This window comes from Rhizobium sp. NFR07 (assembly GCF_900111905.1).
Lineage (GTDB): Bacteria > Pseudomonadota > Alphaproteobacteria > Rhizobiales > Rhizobiaceae > Neorhizobium.
This window is the reverse complement of record NZ_FOKM01000031.1, coordinates 1-18986: the sequence shown is the minus strand read 5'-3', so window position 1 is coordinate 18986 and position 18986 is coordinate 1. Positions and strand designations below refer to the sequence as shown.

The window sequence follows — 18986 nt, the reverse complement described above, 5'->3', positions numbered from 1 at the left end:
TGATCGGCCGGTGCAGATCATCGGACCGGGCAGGGACCACCGCAAACCGCCTATTGTAATCCTCCATGAAGCCCGGCAAGAACGCATTGCCAGCCTCCATGCTGTCGATGCCGGAAAGCCGCAGCTCCTTGACCAAACGATCCTGCAGCGTCCGGTTCATCCGCTCCACACGGCCCTTGGCTTGGCTCGAATTTGCGCAAAGAATCTCGATGTTTAGCTCGGATAGCGCGCGCCCGAACTGGGTCATGCCCTGACCACCCTTGGCATCCTTCTTCGCCACCCGAAAAACCGAATGCTTGTCCGAGTAAAAGGCGATCGGCGCACCATGGTGCTTGAGATAGAGCTCCAACGCCTCGAAATAGGTGAAGGCGCTTTCCGATCGCACGAAGCGCAGCTGCATCAGCCTGCCGGTCGCATCATCAACAAACACCAACAGCGAGCATGGCGGTCCGCGATCCTCGAACCAGCGATGCTCCGACCCATCGATCTGCACCAGTTCGCCATAGGCTTCGCGCCGCAGCCGCGGCTGATGAAACGTCCGCCGCTGCTTACGCGACAGCCAGAGGCCGGCTTCAACCATCCAGCTGCGCACCGTCTCGCGCGACACATGCAAACCATCACGCTCGGCCAGCTTCTCCATCGTCAGCGTCGGCCCGAAGTCCGCATAACGTTCACGAACCAGCGTCACCGCGTAATCGCGAACACCGTCGCTGATCCGGTTGTTCGACGGCCGGCCGATCGCCTTGTGCCGGATCGACGCCGCACCGCCAGTTCGTATCCGTCGCAGCAGCCGACGCACTTGGCGCTCGCTCAGGTCAAGAATATGTGCCGCTGACACCGTCGTCATCCGGCCGGCAACCACCTTCGACAAAATCTCGATCCGCTGCAGATCGCGTGCGCTCATCGCAATCAATCCCATCTGCAATCTCCCACACGTCATTCAGACCCGGGGAGTGTGACATTCCAACTTTGCAGAAACAGGACATTCTAACTTTGCGGCTACAAAATTCTGCGGCGTAATATGTATTATGGAACTTTAAAATCCTCCGAGATGCTCCATGGCGGCTCTAGGGTCGGGGAACTGCGCGGGCTCGTCAGTGTTCGTTGAGTCTGTGATAATAATAAATCATGATCGAAACCGTTCTTGATATCTTACTCATTTTCGCTTTGGCCGTGACCGCCGATTTTACCTTTAGTCAATGGCGTTCGAGCCGTTCTCCCTCAAAGCAACTTCCTCCCGAAGTCGTTCAAAAACGCTGGCTCAATCGCGAGGCACGCAATGCTCGCGAAGCAGTAAATCCCGTTAGGCTGTGGTCTGATCAGACATCGGTGCAATCACTCACGAAATTTATGGGTTTGGACGAGACCGTGGGACTTTCCACACGTGCCGCTTCCTACCAATCCGGCGCGGTCAATCGCACCATGGGCACCAATCCGTCCCCTGGTTCCGATCGGTGCGCCGTGGTGGCTCCTGTCCATAGTGGAGAATGGCGCATGTGGGCCGAAGCAAGACTACCCGCAAATCGAAGGCGAAAGGAAGGCTGGACTGGTGCAGAACAGCCGTCCCAATTCGCAAGGAAGCGCCAGAATTGTGATCGGGCGACTTCTCGATGACTGCTGTATGATTTGTGGAGTCCGCGCAATACGCGATATCTCGCAGTGGAGACGGTGACGCTATGGAAGCCGCCACAGGATCGGACGGCCTGCATGGGTGCCTTGGGGTAACGAGGCACCGCACGGTGCCATCGACCGATCGCTTGCTGTAATCAAGCGACAAAGGCAGGACGGTATCGTACAGAGCAAAATGGCTTGGGAAGCGGAAGGTGAGGAGCATCTCCGCGAGAACCTCAGCCGCTATCCGTGTTGCTTGCCAGGGATCTCCAGTAACGCTCTGCTTTTCAGCTAAGTGGCTCCGCTACAGCTGGAACATCTCCGACATGAAGATAACTTCATCTCCGATCTCGAGAAAGGCTTCAAACCCGATGGGTCCGCGACAATCCTCTTGAGGATCACGCTCTCAAAGTTGCTCGCTCAATTCTTTCAGCAACCTTTTCTGCTTTGAACTGCGAGTGATCTGACGCTTACGCGCTTCAGAAGCACGGATCGTTGGCCAAGACTTTGGCAACGACGCTTTAAATATAAACCGGATCCTTGCTTATGTCTTGACGAGCCAATGCGCGACGAGTGTACACCCCTCCCCGTGATTAATCACCAGCATTGGATGGCGTTTAGGAGTAACGAGGGCGCTCGACCTGATCGGTGAGCGCCCTCTTGGAACGGGACGGTGGCGCGTCACGACCTTTGTCACGGCGTAATGTCATCGATGACGGCTTGATCGCTATCCGTTGACGACCCGTGTCCGGTTACAAGCTCATTGCTGCTCGGCGGTGGTTTCAAACCAGGCGCGGTGGCGCACTTCGTCCTGATGTGCCTTCATGAAGAAGGCCTTTGTTTCCGGGGATGCGTCAGCATGTTGAGACGCGCGCTCGTAGGCCGTAACGGTATCGTCCTCATTGCTTTTCATCGCCTTCAGGATGGTCTTGTCGCCAAGCATATCGGCAAGCGCAATCTTGCCGGTGGTCAACATCTGCTTCATGTCGCCCTTGGTCGGGGCATCGATAGCAGCCGCTGCTGCAATCTCGTTAAGCGTCGAGAGATGCTCAAGATGATCCCGATGGAATTCAGCAACCTTGGCGCTGAGCGTCTTGTCGTCCAGCCGCTCGATCGTCGACTCGTACGCCGCAATCGCGTCGTGTTCCAGGTAGATGAGGTCTTTTACCAGTTTGCCGAAATCGCTCTCGTTGCCGACCATCGTTACCATAGTTTTCTCCTGGTTCCGTTAAGGCAAGAGAGAAGGCCTGAGCGTGCAACGCGTTCCGCATGGCGGCGAGATCGTACGTTAGCGTACGAGGCATTACCGGGCGCAACCGAACTGCTCGATGGGGGTTTTTAAGTTCGCAGTCGTGTGTCCCGAACTTTCGGGCCTCCACTTTCAGGCCCTCCAGCAAATCGGTTGGGGAGCTGGATCTCGCGGCGGCTCAGATAGCTATCTGTCTCCGAGCCGGCCCCGGGCGGCAAGAGGCGGTTCTCGTGGCAACTAAGTGCATGCAGATTGGCGGGTGGAAGTGAGTGTCGTTGCCTCTGAAAAAAAGGAAGCTTCCATCCCCGAAACACAAGCGGTCACTTGCCGCGCCCCAAGGCTGCCGCCAGCCTTCGTTGCAACCCGCTTGGCCGCGGAAATCCTTCGTTCGGGGCAGTCTCTCTGCTACATGACATCAAGCGAATTCGAGGCTGCCGAAATTGCCGAAGCCCTGCTGACGCTTTTCCCTGCCATCGAGTTTGTCGTTTTACCGCCGTGGGATTGTTTACCTTACGATCGCGTGCCGCCTTCAAGACATTGTATGGGCCGACGCATGGACGCGTTGCGAATATGGGGAGGATCAAAAGAGACACCGCGACTGCTTCTGACATCGGTCGATGCTACGATGCAACGGCTTCCGCCCGCGACCATCATTGCCGAAACCCGATTGGAACTCGTGGCTGGGATGCCATTTGAGCGGGACGCTTTTTTCGAATTCACGCGTCGGACGGGCTATGTGGAGGAAGGCGTCGCGGACGATCCCGGCGAGGTGGCCGTTCGTGAGGGCATGATCGACATCTATCCTGCGGGCGCACCGGGCCCGATGCGAATCGTTCTATCCGAGACCGGTCACGTCGATGAATTGCGAGGCTTTGACCGCTCCTCGCAGAGAACGGAGAGCTATCTCGACCGCGTGACCTTCGGTCCTGCGTCCGAGGTCGTCCTGGCGGCAGATGACACGGAAGATCTTGCGGTGAATCCTCAAACGATGGAACAGCTGCTGTTGCGTCGCTATGACGACATGCCGACCGTCTTCGATTTTCTAGGCAATACCCCGGTGTATCTCGCACCCGGTGCCGCGGAGCGGGTTGGCCGCAATTTTGAGATCATTGAGGACGCACGTGACGCTCGCGAGGGTTTCGAACAAATGGAAAGCTCTTCCCGTTCGGTGTATCTCTGCCGCGACGAATGGCTGCAGCATACCCGCAGCGATTCCGATGGAGGACTGACGTTTGAGGATGGTGCCGATCGTCCAGCGGAGCTTTCCGGCTCCAGCAGTCGAAATTCGTTGATCAAGCTCGTCCAGGATCTTCTGTCTCAAGGGTTCAGGGTCGTCATATCCGGAACAGGCGGGGGAGTTGAAGCACTTTGCCGCCGAGTAACAAAAGTAAGCGGAGAAAAGACTTTAACGGTCGATCGCTGGGAAGCCGTGCTGGAATCGAGGCAAGGAACATTGCTGAGACTGCCGTCCCACCTGAAGCAAGGTTTCGTGGACGCGGCAGCAAAGGTCGCATTGGTTGCCGTTTCAGATGGAACGCCCGCGAGGAGAAAATCAAGGACGCTCCTGAGCGAGCCGGATCTGCAAATAGGGGATGTTGTCGTTCACGAGGAGCATGGCGTCGGCATTCTAGAAGCCCTGGAAGACATCATTGTCGACGGAACTCCTCATGACGCTGCCCGGCTGCGATATCGTGACGGAGGCTCCATACTCGTGCCGATGGACGAGTTCGGAAGGCTGTGGCGCTACGGTTCCGAACCCGACGCAGTCACGCTCGACCGCCTCCATACCGATGCCTGGCAGAAAAAGCGTGTGAAAATCGCGGCGGACATCCAGTCCACAGCGCGTCATCTCATGAAGTTTGTCCGCCAGAGGCAGGTTTTGCAGGCGGAGAAATTTGCAGCTCCGCGTGCCGCGTATTCCGGTTTCATCCGGCGATTTCCGTTCAGCGAAACGCCTGATCAGACCGACGCCATCAGGGCTGTCCTCTCGGATCTTTCGTCCGGCAAAGTGATGAACAGGCTCGTTTGCGGGGATGTCGGCTTCGGCAAGACCGAAGTCGCCCTGCGCGCTGTTGCCGCCGTCGCACTTTCTGGTGGGCAGGTTGTTGTCGTAGCTCCCACGACGGTACTGGCGCGTCAGCATTTCGCCACTTTCGAACGCCGCTTCGCGGGAACGGGTATCAAGGTAGCCATGTTGTCTCGTCTCCTCAAATCAGGTGAGGCGAAACAGGTCAAGGAGGCTTTGGCCAAAGGCGAGATTGGCATCGTGGTCGCGACCCAGGCGATACTTGCAAAGGATGTCAACTTTGCTCGTCTTTCTCTTCTGGTCGTGGACGAAGAACACCGTTTTGGACTGAAGGAAAAACGGGCGATGGCCGACCTCGCGCCATCGCTTCACACCCTGACCATGTCCGCTACGCCGATCCCACGCACGTTGCAGACAGCAATGATCGGTGTTCAAGAAGTCAGCATCCTGACGACACCTCCTTTGAGGCGCCGTCCTGTTCGCACGTCGCTTGCGACGTTTGACGGTCCGTCCCTGCGAACCGGCCTGATGCGCGAGCACCGGCGCGGTGGACAAAGTTTCATTGTCGTGCCGCGTATTGAAGACATTTCGAGTGTTGCGACGATGCTAAGCAAGCTCGTGCCAGAGCTGTCGGTCAAAATCGCGCATGGCAAGATGCCGGCTGCCGTCATCGATGAAACAATCGTCGGCTTCGCCGACGGCGATGGGAATATCCTGCTCGCTACAAATATCATCGAAAATGGTCTCGATATCCCTCAGGCCAACTCGATATTCATCATGAATGCCGAACGCTTCGGACTGGCACAGCTCCACCAATTGCGCGGCCGGGTCGGGCGCGCAGGGGTACAGGGTATTGCCTATCTGCTGACGGAAGAGGGCACGGAGCAGTCCGATGCACGGCTGCGGCTGGAAACGCTCGTTGAGAGTGACCGGTTAGGTGCAGGCTTAGCTATCAGCCTTCGAGATCTTGACCTGCGTGGTGGAGGCGATATTGCCGGCGAGGACCAAGCGGGGCATATGAAGGTCTTAGGGGTAGGCCTGTACCAGAAGCTGCTTGCGGACGCCGTGGCGAGATTACACAAGCAGACTTCGTCAAAGAGCCGGCGCGCCCTTCTGAATGTTGGTGCTACAGGAACGATACCTGCGGCCTACGTTCAGGATGCGACCGTCAGGCTCAATCTCTACGCCAAGCTTCTGCGCGCGACCATCATGAGCGAAATCGACGATTTGGAGGAGGAATTCGAGGATAGGTTTGGCGAACTGCCTCAGGAAGTAGCACTATTGTTGCGCACGACCCGCTTGCAGCTGACTGCGGGGCGGCTCGGCATCACGAAATTGGAAGGTGGCCCAAAAGCGCTGGCAATGACCTTGACCGCACTAGCGCCTGCAAAGCTTGTCTCCGCGCTGATAAAGAAAAATGGCGCCGCTCGACGTGAGGACCGTCTGATATTTGATGTCTCGAAAAATGCTGGCGAAGACCAGTTGCAGTTTTTCGAGGGCTTATTGTTTTCACGCGACATTTCTTAGGAAGGGGATGCCCGCCCATCGACGACCTGACTCTCGCTGTGATCTACTATCGCTAAGAGCAAGCTCTTCCGCTTGAACCTGCTCGATCACTCATCGATGGTTTTTCGGAATTCGTCCAGGTGAAGATGTGGCCGAAGCTTGCAGCCATTCGTGCGAGCCGCTACTCAAAGGTGACATCCAGTCATTGATTTTGGCAGGTAGCACACTAGATAGTGCGCTAGCATTTTGGGGGACACCATGATTTTCTACTTTTTTTGGGACGTCGGGGACGTCGGGGACGCGAGGTGATCGCCTGCTTGCCTGGCAAGCCCGATATCCGACGCCGCATCTCCTCTCCCGCGCCTATCGCCAAGTGAAGCGCCTTACTTCCATGAGATCTTTATCCTGATGAACAGACGCTTCACATCAGCGCCCTCTCGTGCGGCCCTGGGTCTTGACCCGGTTGTGACCTTCAGCCTTGCAGGCGCGATCGTCTTTTTCCTGCTCAGTGCAGGGGTGGCCTACTATAATTTACAGACTTTGCGGACGAACACTCAAAGGGTGGTACATTCGCACGAGGTGATTACCCGGCTTGCAGGTCTTCTGAGCAATGTCCAGGACGCGGAGACCGGGCAGCGCGGTTTTCTTCTGACCAACAGCGATCGCTATCTCGAACCCTATAATCTTGCACTTGCTACAATTCCGAGACTATTCGCCGAAGTCACCGAGATGACGCGCGACAGCCCTCTGCAACAAAGACGGATTGCCAATGTCCGGCCCCAGTTCGACGCCAAGCTTGCGGAGTTGGAACAAACGATCGATGTTCGGCGGGGCCAGGGCCTGGAGCCTGCAATGGCAATCGTCAATTCCGACCGCGGCAAGGTCGCCATGGACGCGATCCGCACCCAGATAGCGGCGATCAGGCAGGAGGAAGCCAAGCTCCGGGAAGACCGCCTGACCGAGATGTCGAACGCCTATTCGACCGCGTTCGCGAGCAGCGTCCTCGCCGGGATCCTCGGCATATTGCTTACGGCGGCGATCGGCATTCTTCTTCGCCGGTCGACCCTGGCGCGCCGACGCGAAGAATGGCTGCAAGCAGCACAAGTCGGTCTGAATAGCTCGGTAATGGGCGATAAGCGTGTCGAGGAACTCGGTGATACCATTCTCGAATTCCTGGCGAGATATGCAGGAGCTGTCGCAGGGGCGATCTTCGTCGGAGATCGGGACCAGTTCAAGCGCGCCTCGACCTACGGCGTGCCAAGCGATGCGAGGCTCCCCCTGGGTTTCAAGGGCCGGGAGGGCCTGCTCGGCCGCGCCGTCGCGGAACGCCGTGCGATCCTCGTGTCAGATGTGCCAGACAACTACCTCGTGTTCGGCTCAGGCCTCGGCGAAGAGAAGCCCCGCCATCTCGTCATCTCGCCCGGCATCGTCGACGACGACGTCAACACCGTCATCGAACTCGGCTTCCTGCAGCCGGTCAGCAGCGAGGTGCTGGCGATGCTCGAGCAGGCTTCCCAGGCGATCGCAACGGCCATCCGCTCAGCAAAGTACCGCAGCGAGCTCCAGAACTTGTTGGAAGAGACCCAGCGGCAATCCGAGGAGCTCCAGACGCAAGGAGAAGAGCTGCGGGTCTCCAACGAGGAACTTGAGGAACAGGGCCGCGCCCTGAAGGAGTCACAGGCTCGTCTGGAGCAACAGCAGGTCGAACTAGAACAAACCAACTCGCAGCTCGAAGAACAGACGCAGCAGCTGGAAGGGCAGCGCGACGACCTGGAGCGGGCCAATGCCGGGATTCAGTTGAAGGCGCGGGAGCTCGAACAGGCTAGCCAGTACAAGTCGGATTTCCTGGCGAACATGTCCCACGAGCTCCGCACGCCACTGAACTCCTCGCTGATCCTTGCCAAGCTGCTGGCGGACAATGCCGACGAAAACTTGACACCGGAGCAGGTCAAATACGCGCAGACGATCCAGTCGTCCGGCAATGACCTGCTTAACCTGATCAACGACATTCTTGATCTGTCGAAAATCGAAGCCGGGCATGTGGACATCGGACCAGAACAGCTGGCGGTCGAGCGACTCGTTGCGGCAACGAGAGGCCTTTTTGAACCCGTGGCGGCCACCAAGGGCGTTGAATTCAAGATCCACCTTGCCCCGGACATGCCGGCGATTATTGAAACGGATCCGCAACGGCTGGAACAGGTACTGAAGAACCTCCTTTCCAACGCGTTCAAGTTCACCGAAAAAGGTTCGGTCACCCTTTCATTGCGCAGCGCTCCCAACCACCAGGTTGCGTTTGCCGTCTCCGATACTGGCATAGGCATCAGCGAGGACCAGCAGCGGGCGATTTTCGACGCTTTCCACCAGGCCGACGGTACGATCAGCCGCAGATTTGGCGGTACCGGTCTCGGCCTCTCGATTTCGCGCGAGCTGGTGCGCCTGCTCGGCGGTTCGATCCATGTCAGCAGCCGGCCGGGACAGGGAAGCACATTCACCGTCACGGTACCGGCGATCTACGACGCCTCGGAGGTCGCGTCACGCGAACCTCCGAAGTCCGTTTCTTCAAGCCCTTCCGTCGCCTCCCCGTCCCCTGACCCCGTCGAAGCAAGGCCGCTGCAGGCCGTGCGACACCTGATCGTCGACGACGACCGAGCAAGTCCGGCCGATGACAGGCGCACCCTGTTGGTGATCGAGGACGACGACGCCTTTGCTTCCATTCTTCGAGATCTCGCCAGGGAGATGGGCTTCAAGGCCCTTGTTGCAGGCACAGCGCGGGAAGCGCTCAGTCTCGCGCAGCAATTCATGCCGAACGCCATCGTCCTCGATGTCGGCCTGCCGGATCAATCTGGGCTGTCCGTTCTCGATCGCCTCAAGCGCGATGTGAGGACACGGCACATCCCCATCCATATCGTCTCCGCCGACGACTATTCGGAGACCGCGCTGTCGCTCGGCGCGGTCGGGTACATGCTGAAGCCTGTCGCCCGAGACCAGCTCATGCAAGTGCTACAGAGACTGGAAGCAAAGCTCTCCCAGGGCATTCGCCGCGTCCTGATCGTGGAAGACAATGATATCCAGCGCGAAGCGGTCGAAAAGCTCCTAAGCTCCCAAGAGGTCCAGACCGTCACCGCCGGAACCGCGGCCGAATGCCTTTCGCTTTTGAAAGAACAGACCTTCGACTGCATGGTTCTTGATCTCTCGCTTCCCGATGCATCCGGCTATTCGCTTCTCGAAACAATCAGTCAGGACAGCGAGCACTCCTTCCCGCCGGTGATCGTTTACACCGGCCGGGTTTTGTCCCCGGACGAAGAGCAGCGCCTGCGCCGTTATTCGAAGTCGATCATCATCAAGGGAGCGAAATCGCCCGAGCGCTTGCTCGATGAGGTCACGCTGTTCCTTCATCAGGTCGTATCCGACCTGCCCGACGAGCAGCAGAAGATGATCCGCAAGGCTCGCAACCGCGATGCACTTCTGGAGGGCCGCCGCATTCTGATCGTGGAGGACGATGTCCGCAACGTCTATGCGCTGACCAACATCCTCGAGCCTCGCGGCGCGGTGATCGAAATCGCGCGCAACGGGCAAGAAGCGCTCGACAAGCTTGAAGCATCCCGGCTTAAAGGTGGGTCTGCCATCGATCTCGTGCTGATGGACGTGATGATGCCGGTCATGGACGGGTTGACCGCAACCCGGCAGATCCGAGAACATGCCGAATGGAAGAAGCTGCCGATTATCACCCTGACTGCCAAGGCAATGCCGGACGACCAGCAGCGGTGTATTGAGGCGGGCGCCAACGACTACATGGCCAAGCCACTCGACGTTGAGAAACTGTTGTCCCTCGTGCGCGTGTGGATGCCCCGGTGACAGACACATTCGAAAAGATCGAGGACATCGAGATCAGGCTGCTGCTCCAGGCGCTGTATGACCGGTATCACTACGACTTCCGAAACTATGCGATGGCTTCTATCAAGCGGCGACTGAGGCAGGCCCGCGAGCGGATGGGTTTTGCGACGATCTCGGCCATCCAGGAACGGGTGCTGCACGACCCGGCTATGCTACCGCAGTTGCTCGGCTACCTGACCGTTCAGGTCAGCGAGATGTTTCGGGATCCGAACTACTTCCGGGCCATCCGTGAACACGTAGTGCCGCACCTTCGTACCTACCCTTCCCTCAAGGTCTGGATCGCGGGATGCAGCGCTGGCGAGGAACTCTACTCGATGGTCATTCTCTTCCGGGAAGAGGGACTGGAAGAGCGAACGATATTCTACGCCACAGACATCAATCAGGATGCGCTGCACGCGGCCGAAACGGGCATCTACGATCTTGACCGGCTGAAAGTGTTCACGGAAAACCACCGCAAGTCCAACGGCAAGTCATCCCTTTCGGACTATTACAGCTCTGGATACGCTAGAGCCTCTTTCGACAAGAGTTTGCGGCAGAACGTCGTGTTCTCTGACCATAGTCTTGTCACCGATGCCGTGTTTGGAGAGATGCATCTCATATCCTGCCGCAATGTGATGATTTACTTCGACCGGGTGCTGCAGGATCGTTCGGTGGGGCTGTTTAAGGACTCACTGGTCCGCAAGGGTTTTCTCGGGATCGGCTCGAAGGAAAGCCTGCGGTTTTCCGAACATGCCCCGGCCTTCGACGACTTCGTGCGTGAGGAAAAGATTTATCAGAGGGCCGCCAGGTGATTGATCATCCTCCAGAGGCGGTGGTCATTGGTGCGTCTGCGGGGGCAATCGAAGCATTGTCTCGCATTCTTCCCCTGTTGCCATCGGATTTCAAAATCCCCATTCTGGTTGTCGTTCATGTGCCCCCCGACAAACGCAGCGCGCTGACAGACCTTTTCGAAGCCAAGTGCCGGATCACGGTGCTGGAGGTCGAGGATAAAGAGCCGCTCCGGCCAGGTACTGTCTATTTTGCGCCGCCGGATTATCATCTGCTCGTCGAGGATAATGACAGGTTGGCGCTCTCCAGCGAGGAGCCAGTTCTGTTTTCCCGCCCGTCGATCGATGTCCTATTCGACAGCGCAGCCGATGTCTGGGGCGAAAGACTGATTGGTATTATTCTGACCGGTGCGAACCAGGACGGCTCCCACGGCCTGCGGGCGGTAGGCGCGGCCGGCGGAACAACGATCGTGCAAGACCCAAACGAAGCGTCGGCGCCGGCGATGCCAGAAGCAGCAATAGCTGCTACGCCCACTGCTACGGTCATGTCTTTAAACGAGATTGCCGCATACCTGCTAAGGATCTGAAGCCTATGAGCTCCGTTTCATTTCTTTTGGTCGATGACCTCGAAGAAAACCTTCTCTCCCTCGAGGCGTTGCTGCGCCGCGACGGACTGACATTGCTCAAGGCACGTTCGGGAGACCAAGCTCTGGAACTTCTGTTACAGCACGATGTCGCCCTCGCCCTCGTGGACGTCCAGATGCCGGGCCTGAATGGCTTCGAACTTGCCGAACTGATGCGTGGCAACGAGAGAACGCGGCGCGTCCCGATCATATTCGTGACGGCGGGCAGCAATGACAGTCTTCGCCGCTTCCAGGGCTATGAAGCTGGTGCCGTCGACTTCATCCAAAAGCCGATAGAGCCCGACATCCTTCGCGGCAAGGCGGAGGTATTCTTCGAGCTCTATCGCCAGCGCCAGCAGATCGCGGCCCAGCGCGACGAGCTCGAAGTGCAGGCGGAAGCCCTTCGGGAAGCCGACCGTCGCAAAGACGAGTTTCTGGCCACCCTCGCCCACGAGCTGCGCAATCCGCTTGCACCTTTGCGAAACGGGCTCGATATTCTTCGCCGCAGCCCTGATACCCGGTCCGGCGGCGAAATTCGCGAGATGATGGACCGCCAGTTGACGCAGCTCGTACGCCTGATCGACGACCTTCTGGATGTTTCCCGCGTCAGCCAAGGCAAGATCGAACTACGCAAGGAGGCCGTAAAGGTCCAGGACGTTATAAACGCCGCGGTCGAAACGAGTCGCCCGTTGATCGACGCAAACAACCACAGCCTGTCCTTGGCGGTCGCGGGAGAGGCTCTCTGGCTCAAGGCTGATCACGTACGCCTTGCCCAGGCCCTATCGAACCTCCTGAACAACGCCGCCAAATACACGCCGGACGGGGGGAGGATCGGCCTGTCGGTGCGCCAACAGGGCGAAAATATCCTGATCGAAGTTTCCGACAACGGCGTCGGTATTCCTGCCGAAATGCAGTCGAGGGTATTTCAGCTCTTCACCCAGATCGACGATCACCTTTCCCGCTCGCAGGGTGGATTGGGGATTGGGCTGGCTTTGGTAAAGCAGCTGATTGCGATGCATAACGGCACTGTCGTGGCGTCTAGCGCCGGCCCCGGCCTCGGCAGCACGTTCTCGATTTGGCTGCCGTTGGTTGCGGCACCTGAGGCAACGCTACAAAAAGAGTCCGAGCCGGTAATGCCAGCCCAACCCCACGCGCTAAAGGTGCTTGTCGTTGACGACAATCCGATCATTGCAGATACGTTGGGAATGATGTTGGAGCAGATTGGCCATCAGTTTGAAGCCGTCCACGACGGCCGAGAGGCGCTGGAAGCGGCCCGTGCATATGGACCCGATGTGATCCTTCTCGACATCGGCCTGCCTGGCATGGACGGCTACGAAGTCTGTCGCGCGTTCCGCAGGGACGAGGCGTTCAAACACATCCCGATAGTTGCGCAAACCGGCTGGGGTCAGGCTCGCGACAAGGAACTTGCATTTGAGGTAGGTTTCGATTTCCACCTGACAAAGCCGGTGCCTTTAGCTGATCTCGAAAAATACCTTAAAACTGTTCAGCCAATTGATCGGATGGAATTCAGCTCCTGATCCGGTGTGAACCACCGCGCCGCCTGCCGTTTTCGCTGACCGGCAAAGAAGTTGATCACATACTCGACGAGATAAAGCGTCTTTTGCTGATCAATTGGCCAAGAAATTCCTGTGACTGAAGCCTTGCCGTTGCTGTGGAACCATCTCACCTTCAGCAGGTTATGTCACTGCTGGAAGATTTCTCCGATCGACAGCGCACATAATGCCCCTGCCGCCCCCCCTCACGGCAGGGGTTTGCCGTTCTGGTAACGCAATCAGCTCTTAGGCTGAACGCCCCGAAATCCCCTATCCGGCATACGTGAGAGACGGCGTGAAGGACTTAATGTCTTTCTCCGCATTCACGCCCCGGCCGCGCATACGGTGCTTGTTGGCCGAGGAGCAATTCCCGCGAAAGCGCTAGACAGCATGAGAGGGTTTTTCGCCGTGCAGCTCTGCCAAAGGAGTCGCTTCGTGTACCTGCACACATCAAGCGGAACCGCGGGCCAAAGCATGCAGGATCAACACGCTGGAGGAAATGTTTGTCAGGTGCATATCTTGCTTGTCGCTTTCGACTTCTTTTCAGGGCGCAAGATTATATAAAAATCGCTGGCGTTCGGAACATAATCGCTTCCTGAATGGTTCATTCATCTGACGTTCATGTTGAAAGCAAAGCCAATGTTCCTGAGCACTCTACAGCCTGCTGCTACCTCAACCTTTGCCGCCGACCACGGCATATCGATGGAAAAAACCGCGATTGAGACTGAACTCAGCTATCTGACCGATGTCGATGCGGGCAACGTGTCGGTTGATGTTACCGGCGATTACATCGTGCTCGAAGGCGCAGTGAAGACCAGCCGCGAATACGCTCGCATTCTTCGCGTAGCCCGCGAGATCGTCGGTTACAACCGGGTTCTTTGCCGAATCCTCGTGGTGTCAGATGCCGTGTAGGCCTACGATACCCGCCGATACCAAAACCCCGTTCATGACGGGGTTTTTCTCATTTGAGGCCATGCCGCTCTCTCATCCGGCTTTCAACCAAAACCCAGCCTTTTCGTTCGCGGCTGGCGACGACCTTGTCTCTTGGCTCGAGAATAGCTTGGGGATCTCGATCATGCCAGGCCCACGGAAACGGGAAATGGTTCGTGCCATTCGATTGAATGGTCGACTCCATCTTGGGGGACTTCCAACGTGATATCCGCTACAACTTTTGTACGCTTACGTACGCAGATCCGTACAATGCGGCGATGATGTATGACGGTAGCAAGCCGGGGTCATCGCATGAGCAAGTTGGACGGTCAGCACATCCTCGTTATTGAAGACGACTTCCTCATCTCAGTCTCTATCGTCGATGAGTTGATAGAGGCCGGGGCAACAGCTGCGGGCGTAAATAGCCAGCCTGACGCCCTCGACCATCTTACGAGCTGGCACTTTACCGCTGCTGTGGTGGACATTAATCTCGGCCGAGGACCCGACTACGCAAGCGCGACAAAGCTGCAGAAAGCAGGTATACCGTTCATCTTCGTCACCGGCTATGACTCGGACAAGTTGCCGCATGAGTTCAAGACCGTGCCGCTTGTCACCAAGCCCCATTCCGCTGACGCACTGGTGGACGCGTTGCTAAGAGCGATCGATCTCGCAACCGCGCAATAAGCAGGAGCATGCTGCTTATTGATTGTCGACGCGAGAGACAATCAGGCGTCAACCTCTCGAAAACAAAGACAAGGAAGTCCCGCGATGTGACGAGTCGAGCTCTTCGTCAATTTTAGAAGAAAACGATCCGGCCCTATATTGGATCCCGTTCACTCCGATTAGCAAACAAGGGCGGACGGCAAAGAGACCTCTACATCCATCACCGTCCGCCGTTGACGCGCGGCCGCTCTGAGAGCCTACTTCGATCGACCGCAGCAGTGAATTGTCTATCGCGGCAGGTGTAATGGCAACAACGCATTGGTTTGCGTACGGTGGCAGACAAAGCAACGAAGACGCATGTGAGCCTTTATCAAATTTCCCCCAGAGCTCCTCATTTTCGAGAAATTCTTTCGCGTGCAGGGTCGAGGCGTCCAAGCCGCTGGGCGGCGCTTAAGCCACCGTCCCCCAGATCGCTGAGACGAAAAGGCAGGATAACCTATCCTAAGTTCTCTGACATAGCCGGTTTGAAGTCGGCACCCTAAGACAGGGCGTAGAACTGGGATGCTTCGCTGATATGGCCGAAAGGTGGAGGCGCGGCAAAAATACGTTCCTGCTCCTCCGAATTCGTCAGTTGTATTCTCTTCAGCGAAATCGCCCGAAGCGTTTGGAACAGCATCACGGCTCGCGGTGTTGCTATGTCACGCAGAAGAGGCTTTCGATGTCAGAGGCTGATGAAGACCAGGAGTTCGCCAGATGCTTCGCTGAAGGGCGACGAGCAGGGCGGATTGGTTTGTCGCCGATCGCAAATCCATACATGCAAGCTGACGCGATCTGTTTAGCCGCTTGGGTTGAAGGGCATGCCTCAGTCGATATGATAAGCCTATCAGGTGCGGATCGCGCGGCTATATTCGATGAAGGATCGATCGCAGGGCAAACAGGCGAGCCCGCAACATCATGCCCATATCTTGACGATGAGGAACCAGAGCGAATGGAGATATGGTTATTAGGGTATGCTCCAAATGTCTAATTAGCCCATCCTGAGTTTTGCCGTGCGCATTTGCCAAGGGCACGAATGGACGACCATATCGCGTTTCCCCCGCGACTTAGAGCAGTCATGCCGGTACATGAAAGGTAAGCGCTGTCTCCCCGCTACCTTGACCCATTTGAAGTAGCTCGTTTCCAGCGCTACCGCTGAGACAGAGATGCTTAGAATTCGCCTACAGCTACTCCGTAGTGAATTGCTTCAAATGGTGGCTCACTTTCCGGACACATTGATTTTTCGTTCGGTATCAGGAGTGCTGATCCAATCACGCCAAGTTCGATAGGTAATCTCGCCTGACGCAATTCCTTCAATGATATCACGACACAGGCGCTCCTGTAGAGCGGAGCGAGTTAAGCCGCTCTTTTGCCGAAGCTCCTTTAGTCCAGCTTCGCTCAGCTCCAGAAAACCAGTTTTGGGGCAGCCCTTGATCATCTCGTCATGCGTGGATGGAAGCTGCCGAATTATGGATGCGCTGTATTCGAATGTTTCGGCGTTCAAGGGCTGCGGATTGCCTTGTGCGACAGCGTGACCAGTGATCGTGAGATAGGCAATCAGAAACAAGCGCCCAGTATTCATCTATGATCCCCAGCAGCGTTGAAGCGATTGCGAGCAGATTACGTCGCCGCGATGCTGTCAAGTTGGGATGGTGAAATTCGATGTCACGAGCGAATTGGCTCGATAGCAGACTTCAGCCTTGTGCTGGCTGCGGATAATTCCACGGCATCAGCACGTCAATCTGACTCTGCCTGTGCCCATTGACGATGGTGCTGAGCGTGGCGGACAGGTAGGCGAACGGATCGACAGCGTTGAGCTTGCAGGTTTCGATGAGCGAGGCGATGGTCGCCCAGTTCTCGGCTCCTGCATCGTGTCCGGCGAAGAGCGTATTCTTCCTGTTCAAGGCAATCGGCCTGATTGTTCTTTCGACTGTGTTGTTGTCGATCTCAATGCGGCCGTCGCTGAGAAATAGGCAGAGTCCGTTCCAGTATTTGTCGATGTAGGCAAGAGCCTCACCGAGCGGCGACTTGCCAGCGACACGGGCGCGATGATGCGTCAGCCAAGTTCGCATGTCCGCAATCAATGGCGATGATCGTTCTTGCCGCCCGGCGAGGCGAGCTTCTGCGGAGAGCCCGCGTAGTTCGGTCTCTATCCGATAGAGTTCGCCTATCCGCCGTACGCCGTCCTCTGCAATTGGTGCCGATCCGCTGCGCGTGATCTCGACCAGCTTGCGACGAGCATGGGCCCAACAATAGGCAAGCCGGATATCCGGTCCAACGCGATCCGGTGCGATCAGGCGATTATATCCGGCATATCCATCGACTTGGAGGATGCCTGCGAACCCTTGCAATATCCGCTCGGCATATAGACCACTGCGACCGGGTGCGTAGGTAAGGGCAACACCGGGCGGCGCACCGCCGCGCCACGGTCGGTCATCACGAGCCAAGGCCCAGAAGTATCCGGTCTTGGTCTTCCGGGAGCCAGGATCGAGGACCGGCGCACGTGTCTCGTCCATGAACAGCTTCGTCGACCGCTTCAGGTCGGCGATAAGAGCGTCGAAGACCGGGCGGAGTTCGAATCCTGCCCGGCCAACCCAGTCGGCAAGAGTGGATCGATCAAGATCGATGCCCTGTCGACTCATGATCTGAGCCTGCCGATAGAGCGGCAGGTGATCGGCATATTTGGACACCAACACATGCGCGATGGTCGCCTCGGTCGGCAGTCCAGCGTGGATCAATCGTGCAGGCGCTGGAGCCTGGGAAACGCCATCGGTGCAAGCACGGCAGGCATATTTGGGACGACGAGTGACGATGACGCGGAACTGCGCCGGGATGACATCCAGTCGCTCGGACACGTCCTCCCCGATGCAATGCAAGCCGCCACCACAGGTGCAGATCAAGCTTTCCGGCTCGATCACCTCTTCGACACGAGGAAGGTGCGCGGGAAGAGAGCCCCGATTGGCGGCGCGTGGTTTGGGTTGCGGTTTGCCCGGAGCACTGTCGGCCTCGTCTTCGGCATGAATCGCCGCAATGGCCGTTTCCAAGTCTTCCAGTGCAAGATCGAACTGCTCAGGGTCAGTCTTCTCGGATTTACGACCGAAGGCTGCCTGCTTAAAAGCAGCGACCAGTTTCTCCAGCCGCTCGATCCGCTCATCCTTGCGGGCTTCACGCGCCTGCGACGCAACCAGCATCGCCTTCAGGGCATCGATATCGTCTGGAAGATCGACCGCATCCAACATACTGGAAGTTTATCAAATTGGGCGGCGTCTCGCTGTCGGAATTTACGAACCGAGTCATCGTGACGCACCTACTCGATTGCCGTTGGCGCTCTTACCTCAACAGAACGGACCCGCCGCCAGTCGAGCCCCGCAAATAGCGCCTCAAACTGGGCATGGCCTAAGGTCATCAGACCGTCCCGGATGTCTGGCCAAGTGAACGTGTGCTCCTCCAGTCGTTTGTAGGCCATCACCAGACCGCTGCCATCCCAGTAGATCAGCTTCAATCGGTCCGCCTTGCGTGATCGGAATACGAAGACCGTCCCCGTAAATGGGTCCTTGTGCAGCTCGTTCTTGACCAGTGCGGCCAAGCCGTCGTGACCCTTGCGAAAATCGACAGGCTTGGTCGCCACCATGATCCGAACCCGGTTCGACGGAAAGATCATGCCGGAACCGCACAAGCCCGCGCAACGGCGGCGATCCGGGAGGCGGACGCGCCTTCCTCCAAGCGGATGGTGACAGCGCCGACAATGATCTCGGGACGGCTGGCTTTCTTGATGGGCGGCTCCACAACTGGTGGATCGACGACAACCGCCGCGAACTCCACCGCATCCTCGGGTGCTGGCAGAACCAGCTTGCCCTGCCGTGCCATCGTTCGCCAAGTCGACAGGTGGTTCGGCTTCAGCCCATATCGCTCAGCTACTTCATTCACCAACGCTCCGGGCCGTAGGCTTTCCGAAACGATCTGCGCCTTGATCTCGTCCGGCCAGTGCCGATGCTGCTCACGCCCAGACTTTCTGGTCGTGAGAAACTCCAATGTACTCTCCATGGAGAAACTCCAGTTGCTCGTCCGTGGAAAGGCGATCACAGATCACGGCGGCGAGGACAACGTGGGAGCGGAACACCGCTTACC

14 protein-coding genes are annotated in these 18986 nt (G+C 57.5%); 8 read left to right on the top strand and 6 right to left on the bottom strand.

Translation table 11 applies throughout. The features are described 5' to 3' along the window. A partial coding sequence (locus tag BM216_RS32895; protein WP_093004558.1) for an ISNCY family transposase occupies positions 1-919 on the bottom strand: 919 nt, incomplete at its 3' end. 209 nt (positions 920-1128) lie between these two features. On the opposite strand from BM216_RS32895, the gene BM216_RS33920 reads away from it, so the two are divergent. Further along, positions 1129-1614: a hypothetical protein gene (locus tag BM216_RS33920; protein ID WP_143102946.1), complete on the top strand. Its 486-nt coding sequence runs from the start codon at positions 1129-1131 to the stop codon at positions 1612-1614. Between the two features lie 757 nt (positions 1615-2371). Here the strand turns inward: BM216_RS33920 and BM216_RS32890 are convergent. After that, the gene (locus BM216_RS32890; protein ID WP_093004556.1) at positions 2372-2821 is read right to left on the bottom strand and encodes a DUF2383 domain-containing protein; all 450 of its coding nucleotides are present in this window, start codon (positions 2819-2821) and stop codon (positions 2372-2374) included. A gap of 304 nt (positions 2822-3125) precedes the next feature. Here BM216_RS32890 and BM216_RS32885 point away from each other — a divergent pair, with 304 nt between their 5' ends. The 7 genes from BM216_RS32885 (at position 3126) to BM216_RS32855 (ending at position 14843) form a co-directional block, all read left to right on the top strand. Further along, positions 3126-6413 carry a DEAD/DEAH box helicase gene (locus BM216_RS32885; protein ID WP_244530466.1) on the top strand — a complete coding sequence of 1096 codons (3288 nt, stop codon included), beginning with the start codon at positions 3126-3128 and terminating at the stop codon, positions 6411-6413. Positions 6414-6800: 387 nt separating this feature from the next. Further along, positions 6801-10247 (top strand): response regulator, encoded by a 3447-nt coding sequence (locus BM216_RS32880; RefSeq protein WP_093004552.1) that lies wholly within the window; start codon positions 6801-6803, stop codon positions 10245-10247. After that, the gene (locus tag BM216_RS32875; RefSeq protein ID WP_093004549.1) at positions 10232-11077 is read left to right on the top strand and encodes a CheR family methyltransferase; all 846 of its coding nucleotides are present in this window, start codon (positions 10232-10234) and stop codon (positions 11075-11077) included. Before BM216_RS32880 ends, BM216_RS32875 begins: the two co-directional genes overlap by 16 nt. Then, positions 11074-11640, top strand: a complete 567-nt coding sequence (locus BM216_RS32870; protein ID WP_210217102.1) for a chemotaxis protein CheB — start codon at positions 11074-11076, stop codon at positions 11638-11640. Before BM216_RS32875 ends, BM216_RS32870 begins: the two co-directional genes overlap by 4 nt. A 5-nt stretch (positions 11641-11645) precedes the next feature. Continuing rightward, on the top strand, positions 11646-13214 hold the full coding sequence (locus tag BM216_RS32865) for a response regulator (protein ID WP_093004547.1): 1569 nt from the start codon (positions 11646-11648) through the stop codon (positions 13212-13214). Between the two features lie 636 nt (positions 13215-13850). Then, the gene (locus tag BM216_RS32860) at positions 13851-14141 is read left to right on the top strand and encodes a BON domain-containing protein (RefSeq protein ID WP_143102945.1); all 291 of its coding nucleotides are present in this window, start codon (positions 13851-13853) and stop codon (positions 14139-14141) included. A gap of 330 nt (positions 14142-14471) precedes the next feature. Continuing rightward, positions 14472-14843 carry a response regulator gene (locus BM216_RS32855; protein ID WP_177231027.1) on the top strand — a complete coding sequence of 124 codons (372 nt, stop codon included), beginning with the start codon at positions 14472-14474 and terminating at the stop codon, positions 14841-14843. 1234 nt (positions 14844-16077) lie between these two features. Here the strand turns inward: BM216_RS32855 and BM216_RS32850 are convergent. The 4 genes from BM216_RS32850 to BM216_RS33910 all read right to left on the bottom strand — a co-directional run bounded on the left by BM216_RS32850 (position 16078) and on the right by BM216_RS33910 (position 18902). Beyond that, a complete protein-coding gene (locus BM216_RS32850; protein ID WP_093002733.1) occupies positions 16078-16440 on the bottom strand; it encodes a hypothetical protein in 363 nt (120 codons plus the stop codon). A 112-nt stretch (positions 16441-16552) separates the two neighbouring features. Continuing rightward, positions 16553-18097, bottom strand: coding sequence for an IS66 family transposase (locus tag BM216_RS32845; RefSeq protein WP_093002731.1), 1545 nt, complete (start codon positions 18095-18097; stop codon positions 16553-16555). Between the two features lie 68 nt (positions 18098-18165). After that, entirely contained in the window at positions 18166-18519 is a 354-nt protein-coding gene (gene tnpB, locus BM216_RS33915) for an IS66 family insertion sequence element accessory protein TnpB (RefSeq protein ID WP_143102878.1), read from the bottom strand. After that, positions 18516-18902, bottom strand: coding sequence for an IS66-like element accessory protein TnpA (locus BM216_RS33910; RefSeq protein ID WP_143102877.1), 387 nt, complete (start codon positions 18900-18902; stop codon positions 18516-18518). The genes tnpB and BM216_RS33910 overlap by 4 nt, the downstream gene beginning before the upstream one ends. Positions 18903-18986: the final 84 nt, after the last annotated feature.

Bases quoted from the DNA above. Each gene is read 5' to 3' on its own strand.
- BM216_RS33920 (WP_143102946.1), top strand. From the start codon at position 1,129: ATGATCGAAACCGTTCTTGATATCTTACTCATTTTCGCTTTGGCCGTG.
- BM216_RS32890 (WP_093004556.1), bottom strand. From the start codon at position 2,821: ATGGTAACGATGGTCGGCAACGAGAGCGATTTCGGCAAACTGGTAAAA.
- BM216_RS32880 (WP_093004552.1), top strand. From the start codon at position 6,801: ATGAACAGACGCTTCACATCAGCGCCCTCTCGTGCGGCCCTGGGTCTT.
- BM216_RS32865 (WP_093004547.1), top strand. From the start codon at position 11,646: ATGAGCTCCGTTTCATTTCTTTTGGTCGATGACCTCGAAGAAAACCTT.
- BM216_RS32860 (WP_143102945.1), top strand. From the start codon at position 13,851: ATGTTGAAAGCAAAGCCAATGTTCCTGAGCACTCTACAGCCTGCTGCT.
- BM216_RS32855 (WP_177231027.1), top strand. From the start codon at position 14,472: ATGAGCAAGTTGGACGGTCAGCACATCCTCGTTATTGAAGACGACTTC.
- BM216_RS32850 (WP_093002733.1), bottom strand. From the start codon at position 16,440: ATGAATACTGGGCGCTTGTTTCTGATTGCCTATCTCACGATCACTGGT.
- BM216_RS32845 (WP_093002731.1), bottom strand. From the start codon at position 18,097: ATGTTGGATGCGGTCGATCTTCCAGACGATATCGATGCCCTGAAGGCG.
- tnpB (WP_143102878.1), bottom strand. From the start codon at position 18,519: ATGATCTTTCCGTCGAACCGGGTTCGGATCATGGTGGCGACCAAGCCT.
- BM216_RS33910 (WP_143102877.1), bottom strand. From the start codon at position 18,902: ATGGAGAGTACATTGGAGTTTCTCACGACCAGAAAGTCTGGGCGTGAG.